The following is an 18,055-nucleotide window of genomic DNA, read 5'->3' on the forward strand; positions in this document are numbered from 1 at the left end:
TTTGCAGGTAGGCCGGTCGGCGGTTCATTGTGAGGTCACGGCGCTTGGCAAATGGCGCTCAAAGAACAAATGGGGAGGATGTTTTCGATGAAAATGAAGCTACTTTGCGGTGTCGCGGGTGCGCTGACGCTGGCGCTTTCGTCCGTCGTCTTGGCGGCGGACAAGCCTGACCAGCTGCAGGTCGGCGTCACGGCCTTCCTTTCCGGTCCGGCTTCAGTTTTCGGTGAGCCGGCCAAGGCCGCCGCCGAGATGATGGTGGCCGAGATGAATGCCAGCGGCGGTATCGGCGGCGTGCCCCTGAAGACCTACTTCGTCGACGAAGGGGCCGGCGGTGAGGCGGTGCTGGCGGAATACCGGCGCCTGGTTCAGGACGTGGAGGTCGATGCGATGTTCGCTTCCATTTCCTCCGGCAACTGCAACAAGATCGCGCCGCTGGCCGAGGATCTGAAGGTTCTCAACTTCATGTGGGATTGCGGCACCCAGCGGATTTTCGAAGAGAACAGCTATCGCTACGTCTTCCGCACCCAGGGCCATGCGACGCCTGAGATGCTGAGTTCGGTGCTCTATCTTTTGAAGACCAAGCCGGACTTCAAATCCATCGCCGTGGTGAACCAGGACTACGCCTGGGGCCGTGAAAGCTGGAAGATGTTCTCGGCCGCCCTGAAGGCCATGAAGCCGGACGTTCAGATTGTTGCCGAATTCTTTCCCAAGTTCGGAGCCCCGGATTTCTCCACCGAGATCTCGCGTCTTCAGGCGCTGAGGCCGGACGTCATCGTCTCGACTTCCTGGGGCGGCGATCTCGACACCTTTGTCCGCCAGGCCGCGCAGCGCGGCCTGACCAACACCTCCACTCTGGTGCTGCCGCTGGCCGAAAGCTCGCTGGAGCGGCTCGGTAAAGCGTTGCCGGCCGGTCATATTGTCGGGACCCGGGGTGATCACTACTTCCTGCATCCGGAAAGAAAGTCCGATCTTGCCTTCTCCGGCTTCGTCGAGGCGTTCAAGGAGAAGACCGGCGCCTATCCGATCTATCCGGTCTTTCACATGAGCCAGGCCCTCAACGCTCTGAAGGCCGCCTACGAGAAGGCCATTGCGGAAAACGGCGGCGATTGGCCCGAACGTGAGCAGGTCGTTGACGCGATGGCCGGGCTGAGTTTTGCCGGCCTTGGGCGTGAGGTGCGAATTCGTGAGGACAACCAGGGCATCGAGGATCAGCTCCTCGGCACCACGATCCACGTCGACGGCCACGAATTCGCCGTCCTAGATAACATGATGATGTTCGACGGCGACGAGTTGACCACACCGGTCGGCCAAGAGTCGGTTTCCTGGCTGGAGCAGCTGACCCCTGAGTTTGTTGGCAAGGTCAAGGTCGAAGCCTTCTCGCACGGTTCTTGAAGCTTCCTCCCGGTAGGGGCCGCATCAGGGCGGCCCCTATCACATTTCGCCGTCCAGGGGACCCGCGTCGATGAACCTCCAACTCATAGCATTGGCCGTATTTGATGGTGTCGCCTATGCCGCCCTGGTCTTTATGGTGGCGGTCGGGCTGACGCTGATCTTCGGTGTGCTGCGCATCCTCAACGTGGCGCATGGGTCGTTCTACGCCATCGGCGCCTATGTCGTCGCCTCGGTGGGTGGGGCGATCTTTGCGGCCGGCTGGTCGCCATGGCTTGCCTTTCCGCTGATGCTGATCGCCGCCGCCGTGGTCGGGATCGTGCTGGGCGGCCTGATCGAACGGCTGCTGCTCAGGCGTATCTACGACAAGGAAGAGGCCCTGCAGATCCTGGTAACCTTCGCAGTTTTCATGATCCTGGAGGACGTGCAGCGTTTGGTCTGGGGCGTGCAACCCTATTTCGAGGCCACTGCCCTGCAAAGCCTCGGCAATATTCAGGTCTTCGGGGTCTACTACACGGTCTATCAACTTATCCTGCTACCCCTGGTGGCCTTGGCGGTCCTTGCCGGGCTGCGCCTGTTTCTGCGGCATACGCTCTCGGGCCGCTTGATCCTTGCCGTGACCGAGGACCGGGAGGCGGCCACGGCCATCGGGATCGACACGGACAAGATTTATCTCATGACCTTTATGCTGGGCGCGGCGCTGGCGGCCTTCGGCGGTGCCCTGGCCTCGGCGACGACTTCTGTGCTTCCGGGTATTGGCGCCGACATGATCGTGCTGAGTTTTGCGGTGGCCGCGACCGCCGGCCTCGGCCAGATCGAGGGCGCGGCTTTAGCGGCCCTGCTGATCGGTCTCGGCCGCAGTTTCGCTGTTTATCTGATGCCTGAACTGGAGGTTCTGATCCCCTACCTTATCATGCTGCTTGTCCTTCTGTGGCGCCCTGAAGGTCTCTTTGGCGTCACCCAGACGCGCAAGATCTGAGGCTGTGGTGAGGCAGAAAACCATGACCTTCATGTCCCTCGTCCCCCGGTTGGCAATACCGCTGTTGTTGATTGCCGTTGCGTTGCTGCCGTTCTTGGCGCCCTGGTCCAAGGTGATGCTGACTCTTGCGTTGGCCAAGGGGCTGGCGGTTCTGGGAATTGTCGTTCTGCTCCACGCTGGCCAGGTCAGTTTTGGGCATGCGCTGTTCTTTGCCGTGGCTGCCTACAGCGCGGCTTTCCTCGGACAGGCTTTTGGCGGCGGTGAACTCGTGTCGATGGTGCTGATCGGTGTCGCCTCTGCTGTGGTGGTGGGGCTGCTGGTCGGGCTTTTTGTCGTGCGTTACCGCTACATATTTTTCGGTATGCTCAACCTTGCCTTCTCCATGATTGTCTTTTCGGTGCTTGAGAAATTCTATCACTACACCGGCGGGTCCGACGGTCTGCAGGTGGCGCGCCCCTTGGTCCTCGGCATCGAGATGGAGCGGCCGGCTTTCGAGTCACTGCTGTTCTACGGCGGGCTGGTTATCGCGGTGATCGTCGCCTGGGCGGTGCATCGTTACTTTGATTCGCCGATCGGACACATGTTGAAGACCATCAAGACCAACGAGACCCGTCTTGAGTATCTCGGCGTCTCGGCCAGGCGGGTTTTGCTGGTCGGCTATCTCGTTTCTGCCGCGCTTTGCGGGCTCGGCGGTGTCTTGATGGCGGTGGCGCAGGGCATCGTGACGCCGGAGTACGCCTGGTGGATACGCTCAGGCGAGCTTGTGTTTATTGCTATCCTGGGCGGCGCCGGTTCGGTTTCCGGCGCCTTCGTCGGGGCGCTGGTCTATGAGGTCGTGCGAACCTACGCCTCGGCCTTTGCCGGCGATGTCTGGCAGATGATCCTCGGCTTCTTCCTGCTGGGTATCATCCTCTACGCCCCACGCGGTCTGATTGGTGTTTATGGCAGCTTCATGGGGCGGATCGGGAGCAACACCGCCTCCGGAAAAGAGGCCAAGCGGCGTGCCATGGAGGCGGCGGAATGACGGCGCTGCTCGAAGCAAAGGGCCTTGAAATCCACTTTGGCGGGGTGGTGGCGGCCAGCGATGTCAACCTGCAAATCCATGAAGGAAAGAACCTTGCGATCATCGGTCCGAACGGAGCCGGCAAGACCACCTTTCTGAACATCTGTACCGGCTATCTGAAGCCGAGCGCCGGCCAGGTGTTCTTCAACGGCAAGGGGATAACCCGGAAGTCGCCCCGCGAGATCACCCGCCTGGGCGTCGCCAGGGCTTTTCAGATCCCGCAACTCTTCGGGGAGCACACGGCGCTGGAAAACCTTCTGATCGCCGCCGCTGCGCGCGAGCGGCGCTGGGCGCCCTTTACCCGTCTCGGTCAGATCCCCGAGCGTGCGGAGATGATGCACCTCCTGGAGATGGTGAACTGCGTCCATGTTGCGGACCGCCCGGTCGAAGAACTGCCGGAAGGCCAGCGCAAGTTGATCGATATTGCCGTAGCGCTGGCCCTGAAGCCGAAGCTTCTGTTCATGGACGAGCCAACGTCGGGTGTCGCCTCGTCGGAAAAGTTCGCTGTGCTCGACATCGTTGCCAAGGCATTGACGGAATCAAAAGTGACCTCGGTGTTCGTCGAGCACGACATGGGCATCGTCGAGCGCTTTGCCGACGAGGTGGCGGTCTGGAACCGGGGCGAAGTGCTTCATCGCGGTATGCCCGATGACATTCTGAGCCACGCCGATGTGGTGCGCGACGTGATCGGCGAGGAGATCTGAGATGCTTGAGTTTGAGAACGTCACTGTCTCTTTGGCCGGCGTGCGCGTCCTTAGGAACGTCAGCTTCAAGATCGATGCCTCAGAGACGGTCGCCCTGATCGGGGCGAATGGCGCCGGCAAGACCACCGCTCTCCGGACGATTATGGGTTTTACCGATGTTTCCGGCGAGATTCGCTTCGGCGAAATGGCATTGACCGCTGTGGCGCCGGCAAAGCGCCCCCGTCTGGGTATCGGTTACGCCCCGGAAGACCGCCGGCTGTTTTCCGCTTTCACGGTGGAAGACAATATTCTGATGCCGGGTCAGGTGGCGAAGCTTACGCCGGGCGAGTTGCGCAGGCGTTTGGATCTCATCTACGAGATCCTTCCCGAGTTGCGGGAACTGGCGGCGCGTCCCGCCGGCTCGGTATCCGGCGGCCAGGGCAAGATGGTCGCATTGGGCCGGGCCCTGATGATCGGCCGCAAGCTGATCATGCTCGATGAACCTTTCCAGGGTCTGGCACCGGCCTTGGCCCGGCGCTACGCCGAGGCGCTACGCCGGCTGCGCGATACCGACAGTGAAGTCACCCTGATCATTACGGAATCCAATCCCGGCCTTCTCAAGAACTTCGCCGACCGTGCTCTGGTGATCGACCGCGGCGAAGTTCGGGCGGGATCGTTGAACGCGGAGGAGGCGGCATGAACGTCCAGACCCCTGTTAACGCAGCCAAAGGCTGCCTGATCGCCAACCGTTGGGTCTCGACGGCGGCCACTATCCCCGTGGTCAGCCCTTCCGATGGTCAGCGCTTTACCGAGATCGCCGATGGTGGTGCCGCGGAGGTCGAGGCTGGCATCGCCGCAGCGCGCAAGGCCTTCGACGGCGGAGACTGGTCCAAACTAACGGCGACGGAGCGTGGACGCCTGTTGAGCAAGCTGGGCGAAGCGGTGACCCTGCATGGCGAAGAGCTGGCCACTCTGGAGGCCAGGGACACGGGCAAGCCGTTGTCGCAGGCGCGTGCCGACATGGTCGCCTGCGCCCGCTACTTCGAGTATTACGGCGGGGCGGCGGACAAGCTCCACGGCGAAACCATTCCCTTCCTGTCGGGCTATCAGGTTCAAGCCTGGTACGAGCCTTATGGCGTGACCGGTCATATCATTCCCTGGAACTACCCGGCGCAGATGTTCGGGCGCTCCCTGGCGCCGGCCCTTGCCATGGGTAACGCCACGGTTCTGAAGCCGGCGGAAGAGGCCTCGCTGACGCCGTTGCGTCTCGCGGAATTGGCCGTCGAGGTCGGCTTTCCTCCAGGGGCGATCAACGTCATCACCGGTCGTGGGGAAACCGCGGGGGCGGCGCTGGCCGCCGCGCGGCAGGTCGACTTTCTCTCCTTCACCGGTTCGCCGGAGGTGGGCGTCCTGATCCAGACCGCTGCGGCGCGTAACCACATCGGTTGCACCCTTGAACTCGGCGGCAAGTCGCCGCAGATCGTCTTCGACGACGCCGATCTCGACAAGGCGCTGCCGGTGCTGGTCGGCGCCATCGTCCAGAATGGAGGGCAGACCTGTTCTGCAGGTTCTCGCGCCCTGATCCAGCGCTCTATCTGGGACAGGACGATCGACCTGATCAAGGGCCGGTTCGCCACTTTGACAGCCGCTTCCTCGGAAGAGGACGGCGATCTCGGCGCCCTGATCTCCGAGACCCAGAAGGCAAGGGTTGAAGGCTTCATAGCCGAAGCCGAGGCGCCGCTGATTGCCCGTGGTCAGGTTTCGGCCTCGGCCCCTGATGGTGGCTTTTACGTAGCACCGGCGCTCTATGGCCCGGTAGCCGAGCAGGATGCCTTGGCACGCGAGGAGGTCTTCGGCCCGGTCCTGTCACTGATTCCCTTCGAGGACGAGGCCGATGCAGTCCGTATCGCCAACGATACCGACTACGGCCTGGTCGCCGGAGTCTGGAGTGAGAACGGCGCCCGGCAGATGCGCATGGCCAAGGCTTTGCGTTGCGGTCAGGTTTTCCTCAACGGCTATGGCGCCGGCGGTGGCATCGAGTTGCCCTTCGGCGGCGTGCGCAAATCCGGCCACGGGCGGGAGAAAGGTTTTGCCGCGCTCTATGAATTCTCTCAACTGAAGACGGTGGTACAGAACCATGGATGACGTTGCCGCCCAATCCTTGTCGACCGCAAGCCTGGGGCGCCTGGCAGGTAAGGTTGCTGTTGTCACCGGCGCTGCCTCGGGCTTCGGGCGCGCCATCGCTAGGCGTTTCGTGGAGGAGGGCGCGCAGGTTGCCATCCTCGACCTCAACGGCGAAGGCGCGGCGATGGTCGCCGGCGAAATCGGCGACCCGGCCCTTCCTGTCACCTGTGACGTTGCCGAAGGCGACCAGGTCGCGGCGGCGGCTGCAAAGGTGATTGAGGCTTTCGGCCGGGTGGATATTCTGGTGAACAATGCCGGCTGGTCGCACCGCAACCAACCGCTGCTGGAGGTGGACGAAGACACCTTCCAGAAGGTCTTCGACATCAACGTGAAATCCATCTTCCATTTCACCAAGGCCCTGGTTCCGCATTGGCGGGAGATTGGCAGCGGTGTCATGGTCAATGTCGGTTCGACCGCCGGCATCCGGCCAAGGCCGGGATTGACCTGGTACAATGCCTCCAAGGGGGCGGTGAACCTGATGACCCGTTCGCTGGCGGTAGAACTCGCGCCGGATCGCATCCGGGTTTGCGGCCTTGCCCCGGTGATGGGCGCGACGGCCCTGTTGGAGACCTTCATGGGCATGCCGGACACGCCGGAAAATCGCGCCAGGTTCATCTCGACAATCCCTCTTGGCAGGCTCTGTGAGCCCGAGGACATGGCCAACGCCGCGCTCTATCTTGCCTCCGGCGAGGCGGAGTTCATCACCGGTGTCATTCTAGAGGTGGACGGTGGACGCACCATCTGAACACGACGCGCAGGCGGCTTTCCCCCGCCTGTTCCAGCGCGGCCCCGACGGCACCGATTACCGCCTCGTCAGCCGCAAGGGCGTGGAGGTGCAGAATCTGGGTGGGCGGCGTTTCATTCTGATCGACCCCGCATCTGTGGCGCGGCTGGCCGAGGAGGCCTTCGCCGATATCTCCCACCTGCTGCGGCCCGGGCATCTGGCACAACTGCGCAGTATCCTCGACGACCCGGAAGCCTCGCCGAACGACCGCCTGGTGGCGCGCGAGCTGTTGAAGAACGCCGTGATCGCCTCGGCGCGTCAGTTTCCCAGTTGCCAGGACACCGGCACGGCGATTGTGGTGGCGAAAAAGGGGCAGGAGGTTCTGGTCGACGGCGATCTGCATGACGCGCTCTGTCAGGGCATCGCGCGGACCTGGGAGACCCGCAACCTGCGTTTCAGCCAGATGGCCCCTGTCACCATGTTCGAGGAGCAGAACACCGGCAACAACCTGCCCGCTCAGATCGAAATTGAGGCGGTCGACGGCGACGCCCTGGAATTTCTCTTCATCGCCAAAGGCGGCGGGTCGGCCAACAAGACCTTTCTGTTTCAGGAAACCCGGCGGGTACTGGAGCCGGAGCGCCTGCTTGCCTTTCTCGACGAAAAGATCCGCACGCTCGGTACGGCGGCCTGTCCGCCCTATCATCTGGCGCTGGTGATCGGCGGGCTCTCCGCCGAGCAGACCCTGAAGACGGTGAAGCTTGCATCGACCCGTGAACTGGACGGCCTGCCGACCAGCGGCGATGCTTCGGGCCGCGCCTTCCGTGATGTCGAGATGGAGCGCAAAGTCCTCGACCTGACCCGCAACCTGGGGATCGGCGCCCAGTTCGGCGGCAAGTACTTCTGTCATGATGTACGGGTCATTCGCCTGCCGCGCCACGGTGGCAGCCTGCCCATCGGCATGGGGGTGAGCTGTTCCGCCGACCGCCAGGCGAAGGGTAGGATCGACGCCGAGGGCGTTTGGCTCGAACGCCTGGAGACCGATCCCGCGCGATTTCTGCCGGAAGCCGATTTCACTTCGGCGACCCCGACGGTAATCGACCTTGACCAGCCCATGGACGCGATCCGCGCGGCACTGTCGAAGCTGCCGGTCGCAGCGCCGATTTTACTCAATGGTACCCTGATCGTCGCCCGGGATCTGGTGCACGCGGAACTCTCCAAGCGCCTTGCCGCCGGAGAAGGCCTGCCCGCCTATATGAAGGATCACCCGATTTACTACGCCGGCCCGGCCAAGACGCCGGAAGGCTTTGCCTCCGGGTCCTTCGGGCCGACCACCGCCGCGCGAATGGACGCTTATGTGGCCGAGTTCCAGGCCGCCGGAGGCAGCCTGGTCACGGTCGCCAAGGGCAACCGCGCGCGCGACGTCGTTCGGGCCTGCAAGGTCCACGGCGGTTTTTATCTCGGCTCCATCGGCGGTGCCGCCGCGGTGCTCGGCCGTGACGTGATCGACTCTGTGGAAGTACTTGATTTCGCCGAGTTCGGCATGGAAGCGGTGTGGCGCATCCGCGTCCGCGACTTCCCTGCCTTTGTTGTGATCGATGACAAGGGAGGGGACTTCTTCGCCGCGTAACCCTTGAAAGAAGAGCGGCTGCACCGGGATCCTAGCGAAACGAACCCCGATGCAGCCGGCAGAAGCAGGAGCCGGGTCCGGCAAGACCAGAGCTCCCAGGAAAACACGGCGGACGTCAAAAGAGTCCGCCGCGAACCGGAGGGAAGTGTGATGACTGATTGCAGAAATGGCAAGGATCGTGCGCTTGAAATCTCAGTCGATCTCTATCGTAAAGGCCGCCTGAGCCGCCGTGACTTCATGCGTAGGGCGATGGCAACGGGGGTCACTGCCGGTATGGCCGGCGCCCTGGCAAATGGCTGGTCGCCTCAGGCCTTTGCCGCCTCCACCATTACGACGCCCAAACCGGCGCGCACCTTCGACTACATCGTCATCGGCTCCGGTTCGGCCGGGTCCGTGGTTGCGGCGCGACTGGCGGGTTCCAGCGATGCTTCGGTCCTGCTGCTGGAGGCCGGCGGCGACGATACGGTTCCGGAAGTCCACAATCCCCAACTCTGGGCTGCCTCGTTGGGCACCCGGGCGACCAAGTTCTTCAACACTTTGCCGCAGCATAACGCGGACGGGCGCAGCCATGCCTGGCCGCGGGGCAACATTCTCGGCGGCACCTCGGCGCTGAATGCCATGATCTTTGCCCGCGGGCATCGCTCGGATTACGACTCCTGGGCCTATGCCGGCAACTACGGCTGGTCCTATGACGAGGTGCTGCCATTCTTCAAGGCCATGGAGACCTGGGAAGGTGGGGCCTCCGACTACCGGGGCGATGCGGGGCCGATCTACATCTCCAGTCCGGCGACCGACAAGCGCCACGAGGGTGCGCAGGCCTTTATGGATGCCTGCGGCAACCTCGGATTCAAGGAGACGCCGGACTTCAATGCGGAGCGCATGGAGGGGCAGGCCTGGGTCAACTTCAACATCAAAGACTTCAAGCGCCAGTCATCGGCCACGGCCTTCCTGCGGCCGGCCATGGAGCGCCAGAACCTGATGGTGCTGACCGACGCACCGGCGGTCAAGCTGGTGGTGGAGAAAGGACGCTGCAAGGGCGTGACTTATCTTCATGGCGGCGTTCCCCACACGGTCTATGCCGACCGCGAGGTGGTTCTTTCCGCCGGTGCCGTCGACAGCCCGCGGTTGCTGATGCTCTCGGGCATCGGGCCGGCGGAGGACCTGAGCGAGATTGGTATTGCGCCGGTCGTTGACCTGCCGGTCGGTCAGGGGTTGCAGGACCACATCCTGGGTGCCGGCGTGAACTACGAGGCCAAGGGCCCGGTACCGCTCAGCCACTACAACCACTCGGAAGTCTATATGTGGGAGCGTTCGGACAGCCGCCTGCCGGCGCCGGATACCATCGCGCTCTACGTTTCCGTACCTTTCGCTTCGACCGGCCACCAACTCAATTACGAGCACGGCTATTGCATCCTCTCCGGGGTTGCCCGGCCGCACTCCCGCGGGCATGTGAAGCTCGCTTCCGCCGACCCCTCGGTGCCGCCGATTGTCGACCCGAACTACCTGGCCGAGGAGCAGGACTGGAAGGCCTATCGTTTCGCGGCGGAACTGTGCCGCGAGATCGGTGCCGACAAGGCCTATGAACCCTTCCGCAAGGCCGAGGTGCTGCCGGGCGGCGGCGAGTTGAACGACGCCCAGTGGCGGGAATTTCTGGCCAAGTCGCTGAACACCTACTTCCATCCCACCTCGACCTGTCGCATGGGGGTCGATGAGGAAGCGGTGGTCGATCCGGAACTGCGGGTCTACGGGGTCGAGAATCTCAGGGTGGCGGATGCCTCGGTGATGCCGTCGATCACGACCTCCAACACCAACGCCCCGTCGACGATGATCGGCTGGAAGTGCGCCGAGATGATGGGCGCAGCCGCAAGCTGACCCAGTTGCGCCCGGGCCTGCGGTGACGCAAGGCCGATCACCACTCAACTCAGGAGGATGTCATGAGCGTCTCTCTCAAGGTAAACGGCGTCGATCACGAACTTGATGCCGATGAACAAACTCCGCTGCTCTGGGCCCTGCGCGATGTGCTTGGGCTGACCGGCACGAAGTTCGGTTGCGGTATTGCCGCCTGTGGCGCCTGCACCGTGCATGTGGACGGTAAAGCCCTGCGTTCCTGCGTCGTGCCCATCGCCTCCGTCGTCGGGGCGGAGATCACCACCATCGAGGGCCTGTCGGAAGCATCGGACCATCCGCTTCAGGAAGCCTGGCGGTCCGGCGAAGTGCCGCAATGCGGCTATTGCCAGTCCGGCATGCTGATGGCGGCGTCGGCCCTGCTGGCGAAAACGCCCGATCCGACGGATCAGGACATCGACAACGCCATGACCAATATCTGCCGCTGCGGCACCTATCCGCGCATTCGCGCGGCGATCCGCCAAGCGGCAAAGAACGCATAGAGCGGGAGGCAGAGATGACAACGATCGAAACGTCACGGCGTGGTTTCGTCAAGGGTGCGGCGCTTGCCGCCGGCTCTCTGGTGCTGGGCTTCGGGCTTCCGGCCTTTAACAAGGCCGCCAAGGCAGCCAGCGGCGGCACCCTGAATGCCTGGCTCGAAATCACCGGCGATGGCCGGGTGCGGATTGCCCAGCCGCAGGCGGAGATGGGGCAGGGGATCTGGACCTCCATGGCCCAGATGATTGCCGAGGAGCTGGAAGTCGACTGGGCGCAGGTGGAGATATTCTCGCCCGTTGCCGCCCCGGATTTCGCTCATCCCTTCTATGGCTTTCAAACCACGGCGGAAAGCTTTTCCATCCGGGCGTTTTGGAAACCGGCGCGAACGGTCGGCGCCCAGGCACGGGAGATGCTGAAGATGGCGGCCGGCGAGATTTGGGGTGTCTACCCCGGCGGTCTGCAGGCCGAAGCCGGGCATATCGTAAACCCCCTGACCGGGCAGAAAGCGCCCTATGCGGCCCTCGTCGTCCAGGCCGCCAAGTACAGCCCGCCGGAAAACATCCAGCTAAAGCGGCCGGACCAGTGGAAGATCATCGGCAAGTCGATTGCCCGGGCCGATACGCCGGACAAGGTCAACGGCTCGGCGGTTTACGGCATCGATGTGAAGATGGCCGGCCTGCTGACGGCGGTGCCGTTGTTTCCGCCTTCCTTCACCGGCAAGGTGAAGTCGGTGGACGACAGCGCCGCCTTGAAGGTGAAGGGTGTGCGCCAGGTTGTGGCCCTTGAAGATGCGGTCTATGTCCTCGCCGAGGGATATTGGTCGGCGCGTCAGGGGCGCGAGGCCCTGACGGTCGACTGGGACCTGGGCGAGGGCGGTGACTTTTCCACTGACGAGGCCTTCGCGGCCTTCCGCAAGGCCGCGGCGGAAGGGCAGGGCGCCGTCGTCGAAGAGCGCGGCGATACGGTTACTGCCCTGGCCGGTGCGGCAAAGGTCGTCGACGTGACCCTTGAAGCGCCCTATCTTGCGCATGCGACCATGGAGCCCATGAACGCGACGGCGCACTATACGCCTGCGAAGCTAACAATCTGGGTTCCAACACAGGCGCAGGGGCTGATGGGTTTTGTCGCCGGTGCCGTCGGCCTGGAAGCCGGGCAGGTCGAATGCCATACGACCTTCCTCGGTTGCGGCCTCGGCCGCCGCTTCGAGATCGACCTGCCGATCCACGCAGCCCTGGTGTCGAAAGCCGCCGGTGTGCCGGTGAAGGTGCTGTGGTCGCGAGAAGACGACACCCGCCGCGACTTCTATCGGCCCGGCGCCGTCGCACGGTTGCGCGCGGGTGTCGACAGCAAGGGCAAAATCGTCGGCATGCTGGCCGACATCAGCGGGTCGTCGATCCTGGCGCGGGCGGTACCTTCCCTCGCCAAGGGCGATATCGATCACACCAATGTCGATGGCATCGCCGAGGCGACTACGCCGGCCGGTGTGCCGGTGCATCGCCAGTACGATTTCGGCGCCACTGCCAGGGTGGCTTATGCCATGGTGAACTCGCCGATACCCGTTGGTTTCTGGCGCTCAGTAGCGCATTCCCAGAATGCCTGGTTTATGGAAGCATTCGTGAATGAACTGGCCGCCGACCTTGAACAGGATCCGGTGGCGCTCCGGTTGTCATTGATGAAGTCCGAGCGCAACCGGACGGTCCTGAAACGGCTCGGTGAAAGGGCCAACTGGGGAAATCCGGCCGCCGGCAACGTTCAGGGCCTCGCCATCCATGAGGCCTTTGGCACGGTGCTCGGCCACGTCATCGAGATTGCGATGAACAAGAGGACGTTGAAACTTGTCAAAGTAACGTCGGTCGTCGACGTCGGTTGGGCCGTCAATCCGGACACCGTGGAGGCGCAAGTCACTTCCGGTGCCATCACCGGGCTGACGGCAGCTCTCTGGGGCGAAGTCACCATGACCAAAGGGGAGATCGATCAGGGCAACTTCGACAGCTACCGGATGCTGAAGCTCGCGCAGACGCCTGTATTCGATGTCGAGATTCTGCAGCTCGGCGGCGAAATCGGTGGCATCGGCGAACCCGGCACGCCGCCCGTTGCACCGGCGTTGGCCCACGCTGTGTTCAACGCGACAGGTGAACGCATTCGCAAACTGCCCCTGGCTGCCTTGGGCTTCGATCTGATGTAGAGACCACAACGAGGCTGGAGATGCGAAGCGATCGCCAAACAATCCCCAGTCACACTGATGAATCGTGACGGCACAACCCGTCTGCCGATGTGAAAACGCCGAAGAGTCCGGTAGTTGGCCTTTGTGCCATGCTCTTTGTTATGCAGTGCTGAAACCTTCTTCCATCAATCTGGCGTTTTGATATCGATTCGATCGGAGGCCGCCTGTATTACTGTTCACAAAGCCGACTGTCTTGTGAGCGATCGACAAACGACCGCATTCTGATCCGCAATCGGGCCTATCCACAGCCGCGGCCCGGAAGCGGGCATTGACCGCTGATCCTGGCCACCGGAATTGGCTGAGCTTCCGGCGGGTCTGGACATGGGTCGTCCGCCTGCACCGGCTATCCCGGCTGCGCCAACAATCATTGGTGCCCGTTCTGTCTTTCACAGGTTCCGCATGCAGGGTTTGCAATCGCGTCCCTCGCGCGATCCTGTTGACAGGAATTTGTATATAATTAATAAAAACAATAATTCATTGAAGGGACAACGGGAATGATCAAGACCCCGATCCTGCAGTTCGGCACCAGCCGATTCCTGCAGGCGCATGTCGATCTGTTCGTATCGGAAGCCCTGAAAAAATCCGAGGCCGCCGGGCCCATCACCGTTGTTCAGACTTCGGGAGATCCGGCCCGCGCGAGGCGGCTGAAGGCGCTGGCCCTGCCGGCGGGCTTTCCTGTCCGGGTGGAGGGGCTCCGCGACGGCAAGCCGGAGACCTACAGCAAGCAGATCACCTCCGTGTGCCGCACGCTGTCCACCGCGACGGACTGGGCGGCAGTGGTGAGGGCGGCGGTGGAAGAGGCCGAGTTCATTATCTCCAATACCGGCGACAAGGGTTTCCTGCCGAACGACTCCGATGACGCACCGGATTTCGTTCAGGCCATGTCGTATCCGGCGAAGCTGACGCAGCTCCTGCTCGCGCGGTTTCGCGTCAACGCCAAGCCCCTTCAGGTCATGCCGACGGAGTTGATTGCCGGAAACGGCGATGCACTGCGTTGCCGGACCCTCGAACTTGCGGCGGCTTTCGGCGACGATTTTGTCGGCTATCTGCAGACCGATGTGGTCTGGGTCAATTCCCTGGTCGACCGGATCGTCTCCAAACCGCTGGAACCGGCAGGCGCGGTTGCCGAACCCTATGCTCTCTGGGCAATCGAAGATCAGCCGGGGCTCAAGCTGCCCTGCCGGCACGCGGCGATCAAGGTCGTGGCCGACCTCGGCGCCATCGAGGCGCTGAAACTCTATATCCTGAATCTGGGGCACAGCTACCTGGCGGACCGCTGGCTTAAGGCGGGCAGCCCGGAAGGCGCCACGGTTCGTGAGGCGATGGCAAGCCCCGAAACACGCGGCCGCTTGGAAGCTCTCTACCGGGATGAGGTGCTGCCGGGCTTCGCCGCGGCCGGCATGGGCGGTGAAGCCGGGACCTACCTGGCGGCCACCCTGGACCGCTTCGCCAACCCCTACCTCGAACACCGTTTGAGCGACATTGCTCAAAACCACGATGCAAAGATCGAGCGGCGCATCGCGGCCTTTGTGAACTGGGCCCGTAAAAGCGGCGACAAAGGCGATAAGCCTGTACTGACTGCCTTGATGGAGGCGCCCGCCGTAGTCGGGCAGGACGCTTGAAATGCGCTGCAAACGGATCGGCACCACGGACCTGAAGGTGACCGAGGTTTCTCTTGGCTGCGGCAGCATCGGCAACCTCTATCGTGAAGTCAGCGATGGCGCCGCGGAGGAACTGCTGCACTACGCCTGGGGCCGTGGCATCCGCTACTTCGATACCGCCCCGCGCTACGGCAGCGGACGTTCGGAACAGCGGCTGGGGCGTTTTCTGCGGGGCAAAGACCGCGACAGCTATGTGGTCTCCACCAAGGTGGGCCGTGTCCTGACGCCGGGAAAGCAGCTTGCCGAAGCGAATGGCTTCGTGAACCCGCTGCCCAACGATGTCCACTACGACTATTCGGGCGATGGGATCGAGGCAAGCTTCGAACAGAGTTGCGATGCCTTGGGCGGCGAGCGCATCGACATCCTTTATGTGCACGACATTGGCGTTGACACTCATGGCGACGAGAACGGCCGGCACATGGACGCTCTCCTGGGAAGCGGCCTCGGCAAGTTGCATGACCTAAAGGTGAAGGGCCGCATTCAGGCCTTCGGCCTTGGCGTGAACGAGAACGCGGTCTGCCTGGAGGTGATGCGGCATTCCAAGATCGATGTCGTTCTTCTGGCCGGTCGTCTGACCCTGCTGGACCGCTCTGCCGAGGCGGCGCTGGTCGGGGCTTGTGCCGAGGCCGGGACGAGTCTGGTGCTGGGCGGGGTTTTCAATTCCGGGATTCTGGCGACCGGCGCGGTGGAGGGCGCCACCTACGACTATGGCCCGGCCCCGCGGGACGTGCTGGACCGGGTCGATGCGCTGCAGACAAAAGCGGAGGGCTGCGGCCTGACTTTGGCGACGGCTGCGCTGCACTATGCGGCCCGGCACCCGGCGGCGGCCTCGGTCCTCATCGGCACCGGCAAAGCCGCCACGCTTGCCAGGAACATGGATGCCCTGGAAACGCCCTGCCCGGAAGGATTCACGGCACTTTTCGCATAGCAGACTGGGTCGCATAGCAGGTTGGGGACCTGGCCGGATCAGGAGAAATTATGGTCTTTCAACGACCTCAGCAGGGTCAGCTTTGAGGTTTCGAGGTGGCTGAGTGCCGCCCTCTCGGCGATCTTCGGGTCACCGCTTCTCAGCCCGTCGATATAGGCCAGATGCTCCTTGATGGCATCTTCGTTGCGTTGGCGCTCGTCGGATTTGTTCCACTGAAAGTGATAGTGGAAAATCAGCGAGATGACCCGCTGGAATTCGAAAACGAAGCGGTTCGAAAAAGCGGTGTTGATGGTCGTATGAAAAGCCTCGTCCAGGCGTGAGAAGTCCTGGAAGTTTGTGTCGATCCGCGCCAAGAGGTCCAGGTGCTGTTGCTCGAGGGTCTTCAGCGCCTCCCAGATGGGATCGTCCTTGGGGCGCCTCACCAACTGCTTGATTGCGTGAAGCTCCAGCACGCTGCGGAAATCGGACAGCTCGACCGCGAAGTCCCGGGTGAAGCCGCGCAGAATCCAACCGCCACGCTCACGCCTCTCGACCAGCCCGAAACGGGCGAGGCCGGCGAGAAATTCCTGCAGGGTATGGGGCGCGACCGAAAACTGTTTCGATAGCTGGGTGATGTTCAGCACGGTTTCCGGCGGCACGTCGAAGCGCAGCACCCATTCCAGGAAACTGACCTCAAGCTCCTCGATCGAGGCCAACTCTTCGCGTTTGCTCAGCCGGTCGGCCCGGGTTGCGCGCCGCAACACCGCCTTATCCCGTCCGTCCCAACGGATGATGGCTTTGTCGTGAACGCCCTGCAGGGCCGCGCGCACTACGGTTCGACTGACGCCAAGCTCGTCGGCCAGGGCGACCTCGGATGGCAGCGAGTCGCCGACCTTCCTTGTATTGCAAATATCCAGGAGGCTGTTGAAAGCCGCCCTGAATCGAACATCCGTGCGCGCCATTCTATGAAACCTCCGCCTCCGGCCCTGTGTCGCTCGCCATCGCCGAATTGTATAATTGTTTATTTAAATAAAAAACTATTGACCTTCACGAAGGACGGCCCACAATGTTTTTTTTACAGTAAGAGTCTGTTCTAAAGACAGATAACAATAAGAGCCCGGTTTTAAGGGCGCGGCGGGGGAAACCAGCTTGGCCGAGGTATTAAGCGGCACGACAGGACATCGGCGCAGGGCCCTTTCGGCGGGCGCGCTTCACAAGTTGTCGGCGCTTCTCACCCTGGCGGCACTGATCGTTGTCTTTTCCTTCGGCAATGATGCTTTTTTCTCGGTGAACAATGGGCTGACCGTGCTGTTGCAGACGGCGGTGATCGGCCTGCTCGGCATCGGCATGACCGTGGTCATCATTACCGGCGGTATCGACTTGAGCGTCGGCTCGGTCCTCGCCCTGGCAGGGGTTGTGGCGGGCCTCCTGGTCAAGGCCGGGATTCCCGTTGTTCCCGCGATGATGCTGGGGGTGGCCAGCGGAACCCTCTGCGGTCTGGTCAACGGCTTTGTCATCACCAGGATGCGCATTACGCCCTTTGTCGCCACCCTGGGCATGATGATGATTGCCCGTGGGATCGCGCTGCAGGTAACGGGCGCGGCGCCCATCTCCCGCCTGGGCGAGGCCTTTGGCGTGCTGGGCAACGGGGCGCTGTTTCGAATTCTGGAAATGGGCGATAACGGATTCCCGCGGGTGATATTTCCCGGCATCCCCTATCCCGCGATCCTGCTGCTCGTCATGGCGCTGGCCGGGGCCTACCTGCTGAGACAGCGCCAGGTCGGCCGGCACATCTATGCCGTCGGCTCCAATGAAGAGGCGGCGCGTCTCGCCGGGGTCAACGTGGCGCGCACGAAGATCGAGGCCTATGCCATGTCCGGCACCCTGGCCGGTCTGTCCGGCGTGGTGCTGATGTCGCGGCTTGTGACCGCGCAGCCCAATGAAGGCGTCATGTATGAACTGGACGCCATCGCGGCGGCGGTCATCGGTGGCGCCTCCTTGATGGGCGGCGTGGGCAATATCTCCGGAACGATGATCGGCGCCTTCATCATCGGGGTTTTGAGGAACGGCCTGAACATGGCCGGCGTGTCTTCTTTCATTCAGCAAATTCTGATCGGTGTCGTCGTCATCGCGGCGGTTTACATCGATCAGGTTCGGAATCGGCGATAGGTGCCGAGCTTAGGTGGAACTGAGCGTTAGTAAAAATGAACAATCAAGGGTCTGAATTCCAAC

Annotated in this window: 15 protein-coding genes; 14 read left to right on the forward strand and 1 reads right to left on the reverse strand. The window is 62.6% G+C overall.

What is annotated here, in order from left to right; genetic code table 11:
- Window positions 1-87: 87 nt before the first annotated feature.
- The 13 genes from HBA54_RS18435 to HBA54_RS18495 all read left to right on the forward strand — a co-directional run bounded on the left by HBA54_RS18435 (window position 88) and on the right by HBA54_RS18495 (window position 15,844).
- Window positions 88-1,392, forward strand: coding sequence for an ABC transporter substrate-binding protein (locus HBA54_RS18435; protein ID WP_240932765.1), 1,305 nt, complete (start codon window positions 88-90; stop codon window positions 1,390-1,392).
- A 70-nt stretch (window positions 1,393-1,462) separates the two neighbouring features.
- Entirely contained in the window at window positions 1,463-2,368 is a 906-nt protein-coding gene (locus HBA54_RS18440; RefSeq protein WP_167227341.1) for a branched-chain amino acid ABC transporter permease, read from the forward strand.
- A 22-nt stretch (window positions 2,369-2,390) separates the two neighbouring features.
- Entirely contained in the window at window positions 2,391-3,392 is a 1,002-nt protein-coding gene (locus HBA54_RS18445) for a branched-chain amino acid ABC transporter permease (protein WP_240932766.1), read from the forward strand.
- Entirely contained in the window at window positions 3,389-4,135 is a 747-nt protein-coding gene (locus HBA54_RS18450) for an ABC transporter ATP-binding protein (protein ID WP_167227343.1), read from the forward strand. Before HBA54_RS18445 ends, HBA54_RS18450 begins: the two co-directional genes overlap by 4 nt.
- A gap of 1 nt (window position 4,136) precedes the next feature.
- Complete coding sequence (locus tag HBA54_RS18455) at window positions 4,137-4,814, forward strand: ABC transporter ATP-binding protein (protein WP_167227345.1); 678 nt, start codon at window positions 4,137-4,139, stop codon at window positions 4,812-4,814.
- The gene (locus tag HBA54_RS18460) at window positions 4,811-6,259 is read left to right on the forward strand and encodes an aldehyde dehydrogenase family protein (RefSeq protein WP_167227347.1); all 1,449 of its coding nucleotides are present in this window, start codon (window positions 4,811-4,813) and stop codon (window positions 6,257-6,259) included. Before HBA54_RS18455 ends, HBA54_RS18460 begins: the two co-directional genes overlap by 4 nt.
- Window positions 6,252-7,043: an SDR family oxidoreductase gene (locus tag HBA54_RS18465; protein ID WP_167227349.1), complete on the forward strand. Its 792-nt coding sequence runs from the start codon at window positions 6,252-6,254 to the stop codon at window positions 7,041-7,043. Before HBA54_RS18460 ends, HBA54_RS18465 begins: the two co-directional genes overlap by 8 nt.
- Window positions 7,027-8,649 carry a FumA C-terminus/TtdB family hydratase beta subunit gene (locus HBA54_RS18470; protein ID WP_167227351.1) on the forward strand — a complete coding sequence of 541 codons (1,623 nt, stop codon included), beginning with the start codon at window positions 7,027-7,029 and terminating at the stop codon, window positions 8,647-8,649. Before HBA54_RS18465 ends, HBA54_RS18470 begins: the two co-directional genes overlap by 17 nt.
- A 150-nt stretch (window positions 8,650-8,799) precedes the next feature.
- Window positions 8,800-10,521 (forward strand): GMC family oxidoreductase, encoded by a 1,722-nt coding sequence (locus HBA54_RS18475; RefSeq protein ID WP_167227354.1) that lies wholly within the window; start codon window positions 8,800-8,802, stop codon window positions 10,519-10,521.
- 62 nt (window positions 10,522-10,583) lie between these two features.
- Entirely contained in the window at window positions 10,584-11,036 is a 453-nt protein-coding gene (locus tag HBA54_RS18480) for a (2Fe-2S)-binding protein (protein ID WP_167227356.1), read from the forward strand.
- 14 nt (window positions 11,037-11,050) lie between these two features.
- A complete protein-coding gene (locus HBA54_RS18485) occupies window positions 11,051-13,216 on the forward strand; it encodes a xanthine dehydrogenase family protein molybdopterin-binding subunit (RefSeq protein WP_167227358.1) in 2,166 nt (721 codons plus the stop codon).
- Between the two features lie 533 nt (window positions 13,217-13,749).
- On the forward strand, window positions 13,750-14,877 hold the full coding sequence (locus HBA54_RS18490) for a mannitol dehydrogenase family protein (RefSeq protein ID WP_167227360.1): 1,128 nt from the start codon (window positions 13,750-13,752) through the stop codon (window positions 14,875-14,877).
- A gap of 1 nt (window position 14,878) precedes the next feature.
- Window positions 14,879-15,844, forward strand: coding sequence for an aldo/keto reductase (locus tag HBA54_RS18495; protein WP_167227362.1), 966 nt, complete (start codon window positions 14,879-14,881; stop codon window positions 15,842-15,844).
- A 38-nt stretch (window positions 15,845-15,882) separates the two neighbouring features.
- Here HBA54_RS18495 and HBA54_RS18500 read toward each other — a convergent pair whose 3' ends face one another.
- Window positions 15,883-16,785, reverse strand: coding sequence for a GntR family transcriptional regulator (locus HBA54_RS18500; RefSeq protein WP_167227364.1), 903 nt, complete (start codon window positions 16,783-16,785; stop codon window positions 15,883-15,885).
- Window positions 16,786-16,972: 187 nt separating this feature from the next.
- Between HBA54_RS18500 and HBA54_RS18505 the strand changes: the two genes are divergently transcribed.
- A complete protein-coding gene (locus tag HBA54_RS18505) occupies window positions 16,973-17,992 on the forward strand; it encodes an ABC transporter permease (protein ID WP_167227366.1) in 1,020 nt (339 codons plus the stop codon).
- The last annotated feature ends 63 nt before the right edge of the window (window positions 17,993-18,055 follow it).

The sequence above is a fragment of the Pelagibius litoralis genome (assembly GCF_011683915.1).
GTDB lineage: Bacteria > Pseudomonadota > Alphaproteobacteria > Kiloniellales > Kiloniellaceae > Pelagibius > Pelagibius litoralis.

What these genes read in the sequence shown, in the direction of transcription:
- HBA54_RS18445 (WP_240932766.1), top strand. Translation starts at nt 2,391, where the DNA reads ATGACCTTCATGTCCCTCGTCCCCCGGTTGGCAATACCGCTGTTGTTG.
- HBA54_RS18490 (WP_167227360.1), top strand. Translation starts at nt 13,750, where the DNA reads ATGATCAAGACCCCGATCCTGCAGTTCGGCACCAGCCGATTCCTGCAG.
- HBA54_RS18450 (WP_167227343.1), top strand. Translation starts at nt 3,389, where the DNA reads ATGACGGCGCTGCTCGAAGCAAAGGGCCTTGAAATCCACTTTGGCGGG.
- HBA54_RS18500 (WP_167227364.1), bottom strand. Translation starts at nt 16,785, where the DNA reads ATGGCGCGCACGGATGTTCGATTCAGGGCGGCTTTCAACAGCCTCCTG.
- HBA54_RS18465 (WP_167227349.1), top strand. Translation starts at nt 6,252, where the DNA reads ATGGATGACGTTGCCGCCCAATCCTTGTCGACCGCAAGCCTGGGGCGC.
- HBA54_RS18440 (WP_167227341.1), top strand. Translation starts at nt 1,463, where the DNA reads ATGAACCTCCAACTCATAGCATTGGCCGTATTTGATGGTGTCGCCTAT.
- HBA54_RS18480 (WP_167227356.1), top strand. Translation starts at nt 10,584, where the DNA reads ATGAGCGTCTCTCTCAAGGTAAACGGCGTCGATCACGAACTTGATGCC.
- HBA54_RS18435 (WP_240932765.1), top strand. Translation starts at nt 88, where the DNA reads ATGAAAATGAAGCTACTTTGCGGTGTCGCGGGTGCGCTGACGCTGGCG.
- HBA54_RS18455 (WP_167227345.1), top strand. Translation starts at nt 4,137, where the DNA reads ATGCTTGAGTTTGAGAACGTCACTGTCTCTTTGGCCGGCGTGCGCGTC.
- HBA54_RS18460 (WP_167227347.1), top strand. Translation starts at nt 4,811, where the DNA reads ATGAACGTCCAGACCCCTGTTAACGCAGCCAAAGGCTGCCTGATCGCC.
- HBA54_RS18475 (WP_167227354.1), top strand. Translation starts at nt 8,800, where the DNA reads ATGACTGATTGCAGAAATGGCAAGGATCGTGCGCTTGAAATCTCAGTC.
- HBA54_RS18495 (WP_167227362.1), top strand. Translation starts at nt 14,879, where the DNA reads ATGCGCTGCAAACGGATCGGCACCACGGACCTGAAGGTGACCGAGGTT.
- HBA54_RS18485 (WP_167227358.1), top strand. Translation starts at nt 11,051, where the DNA reads ATGACAACGATCGAAACGTCACGGCGTGGTTTCGTCAAGGGTGCGGCG.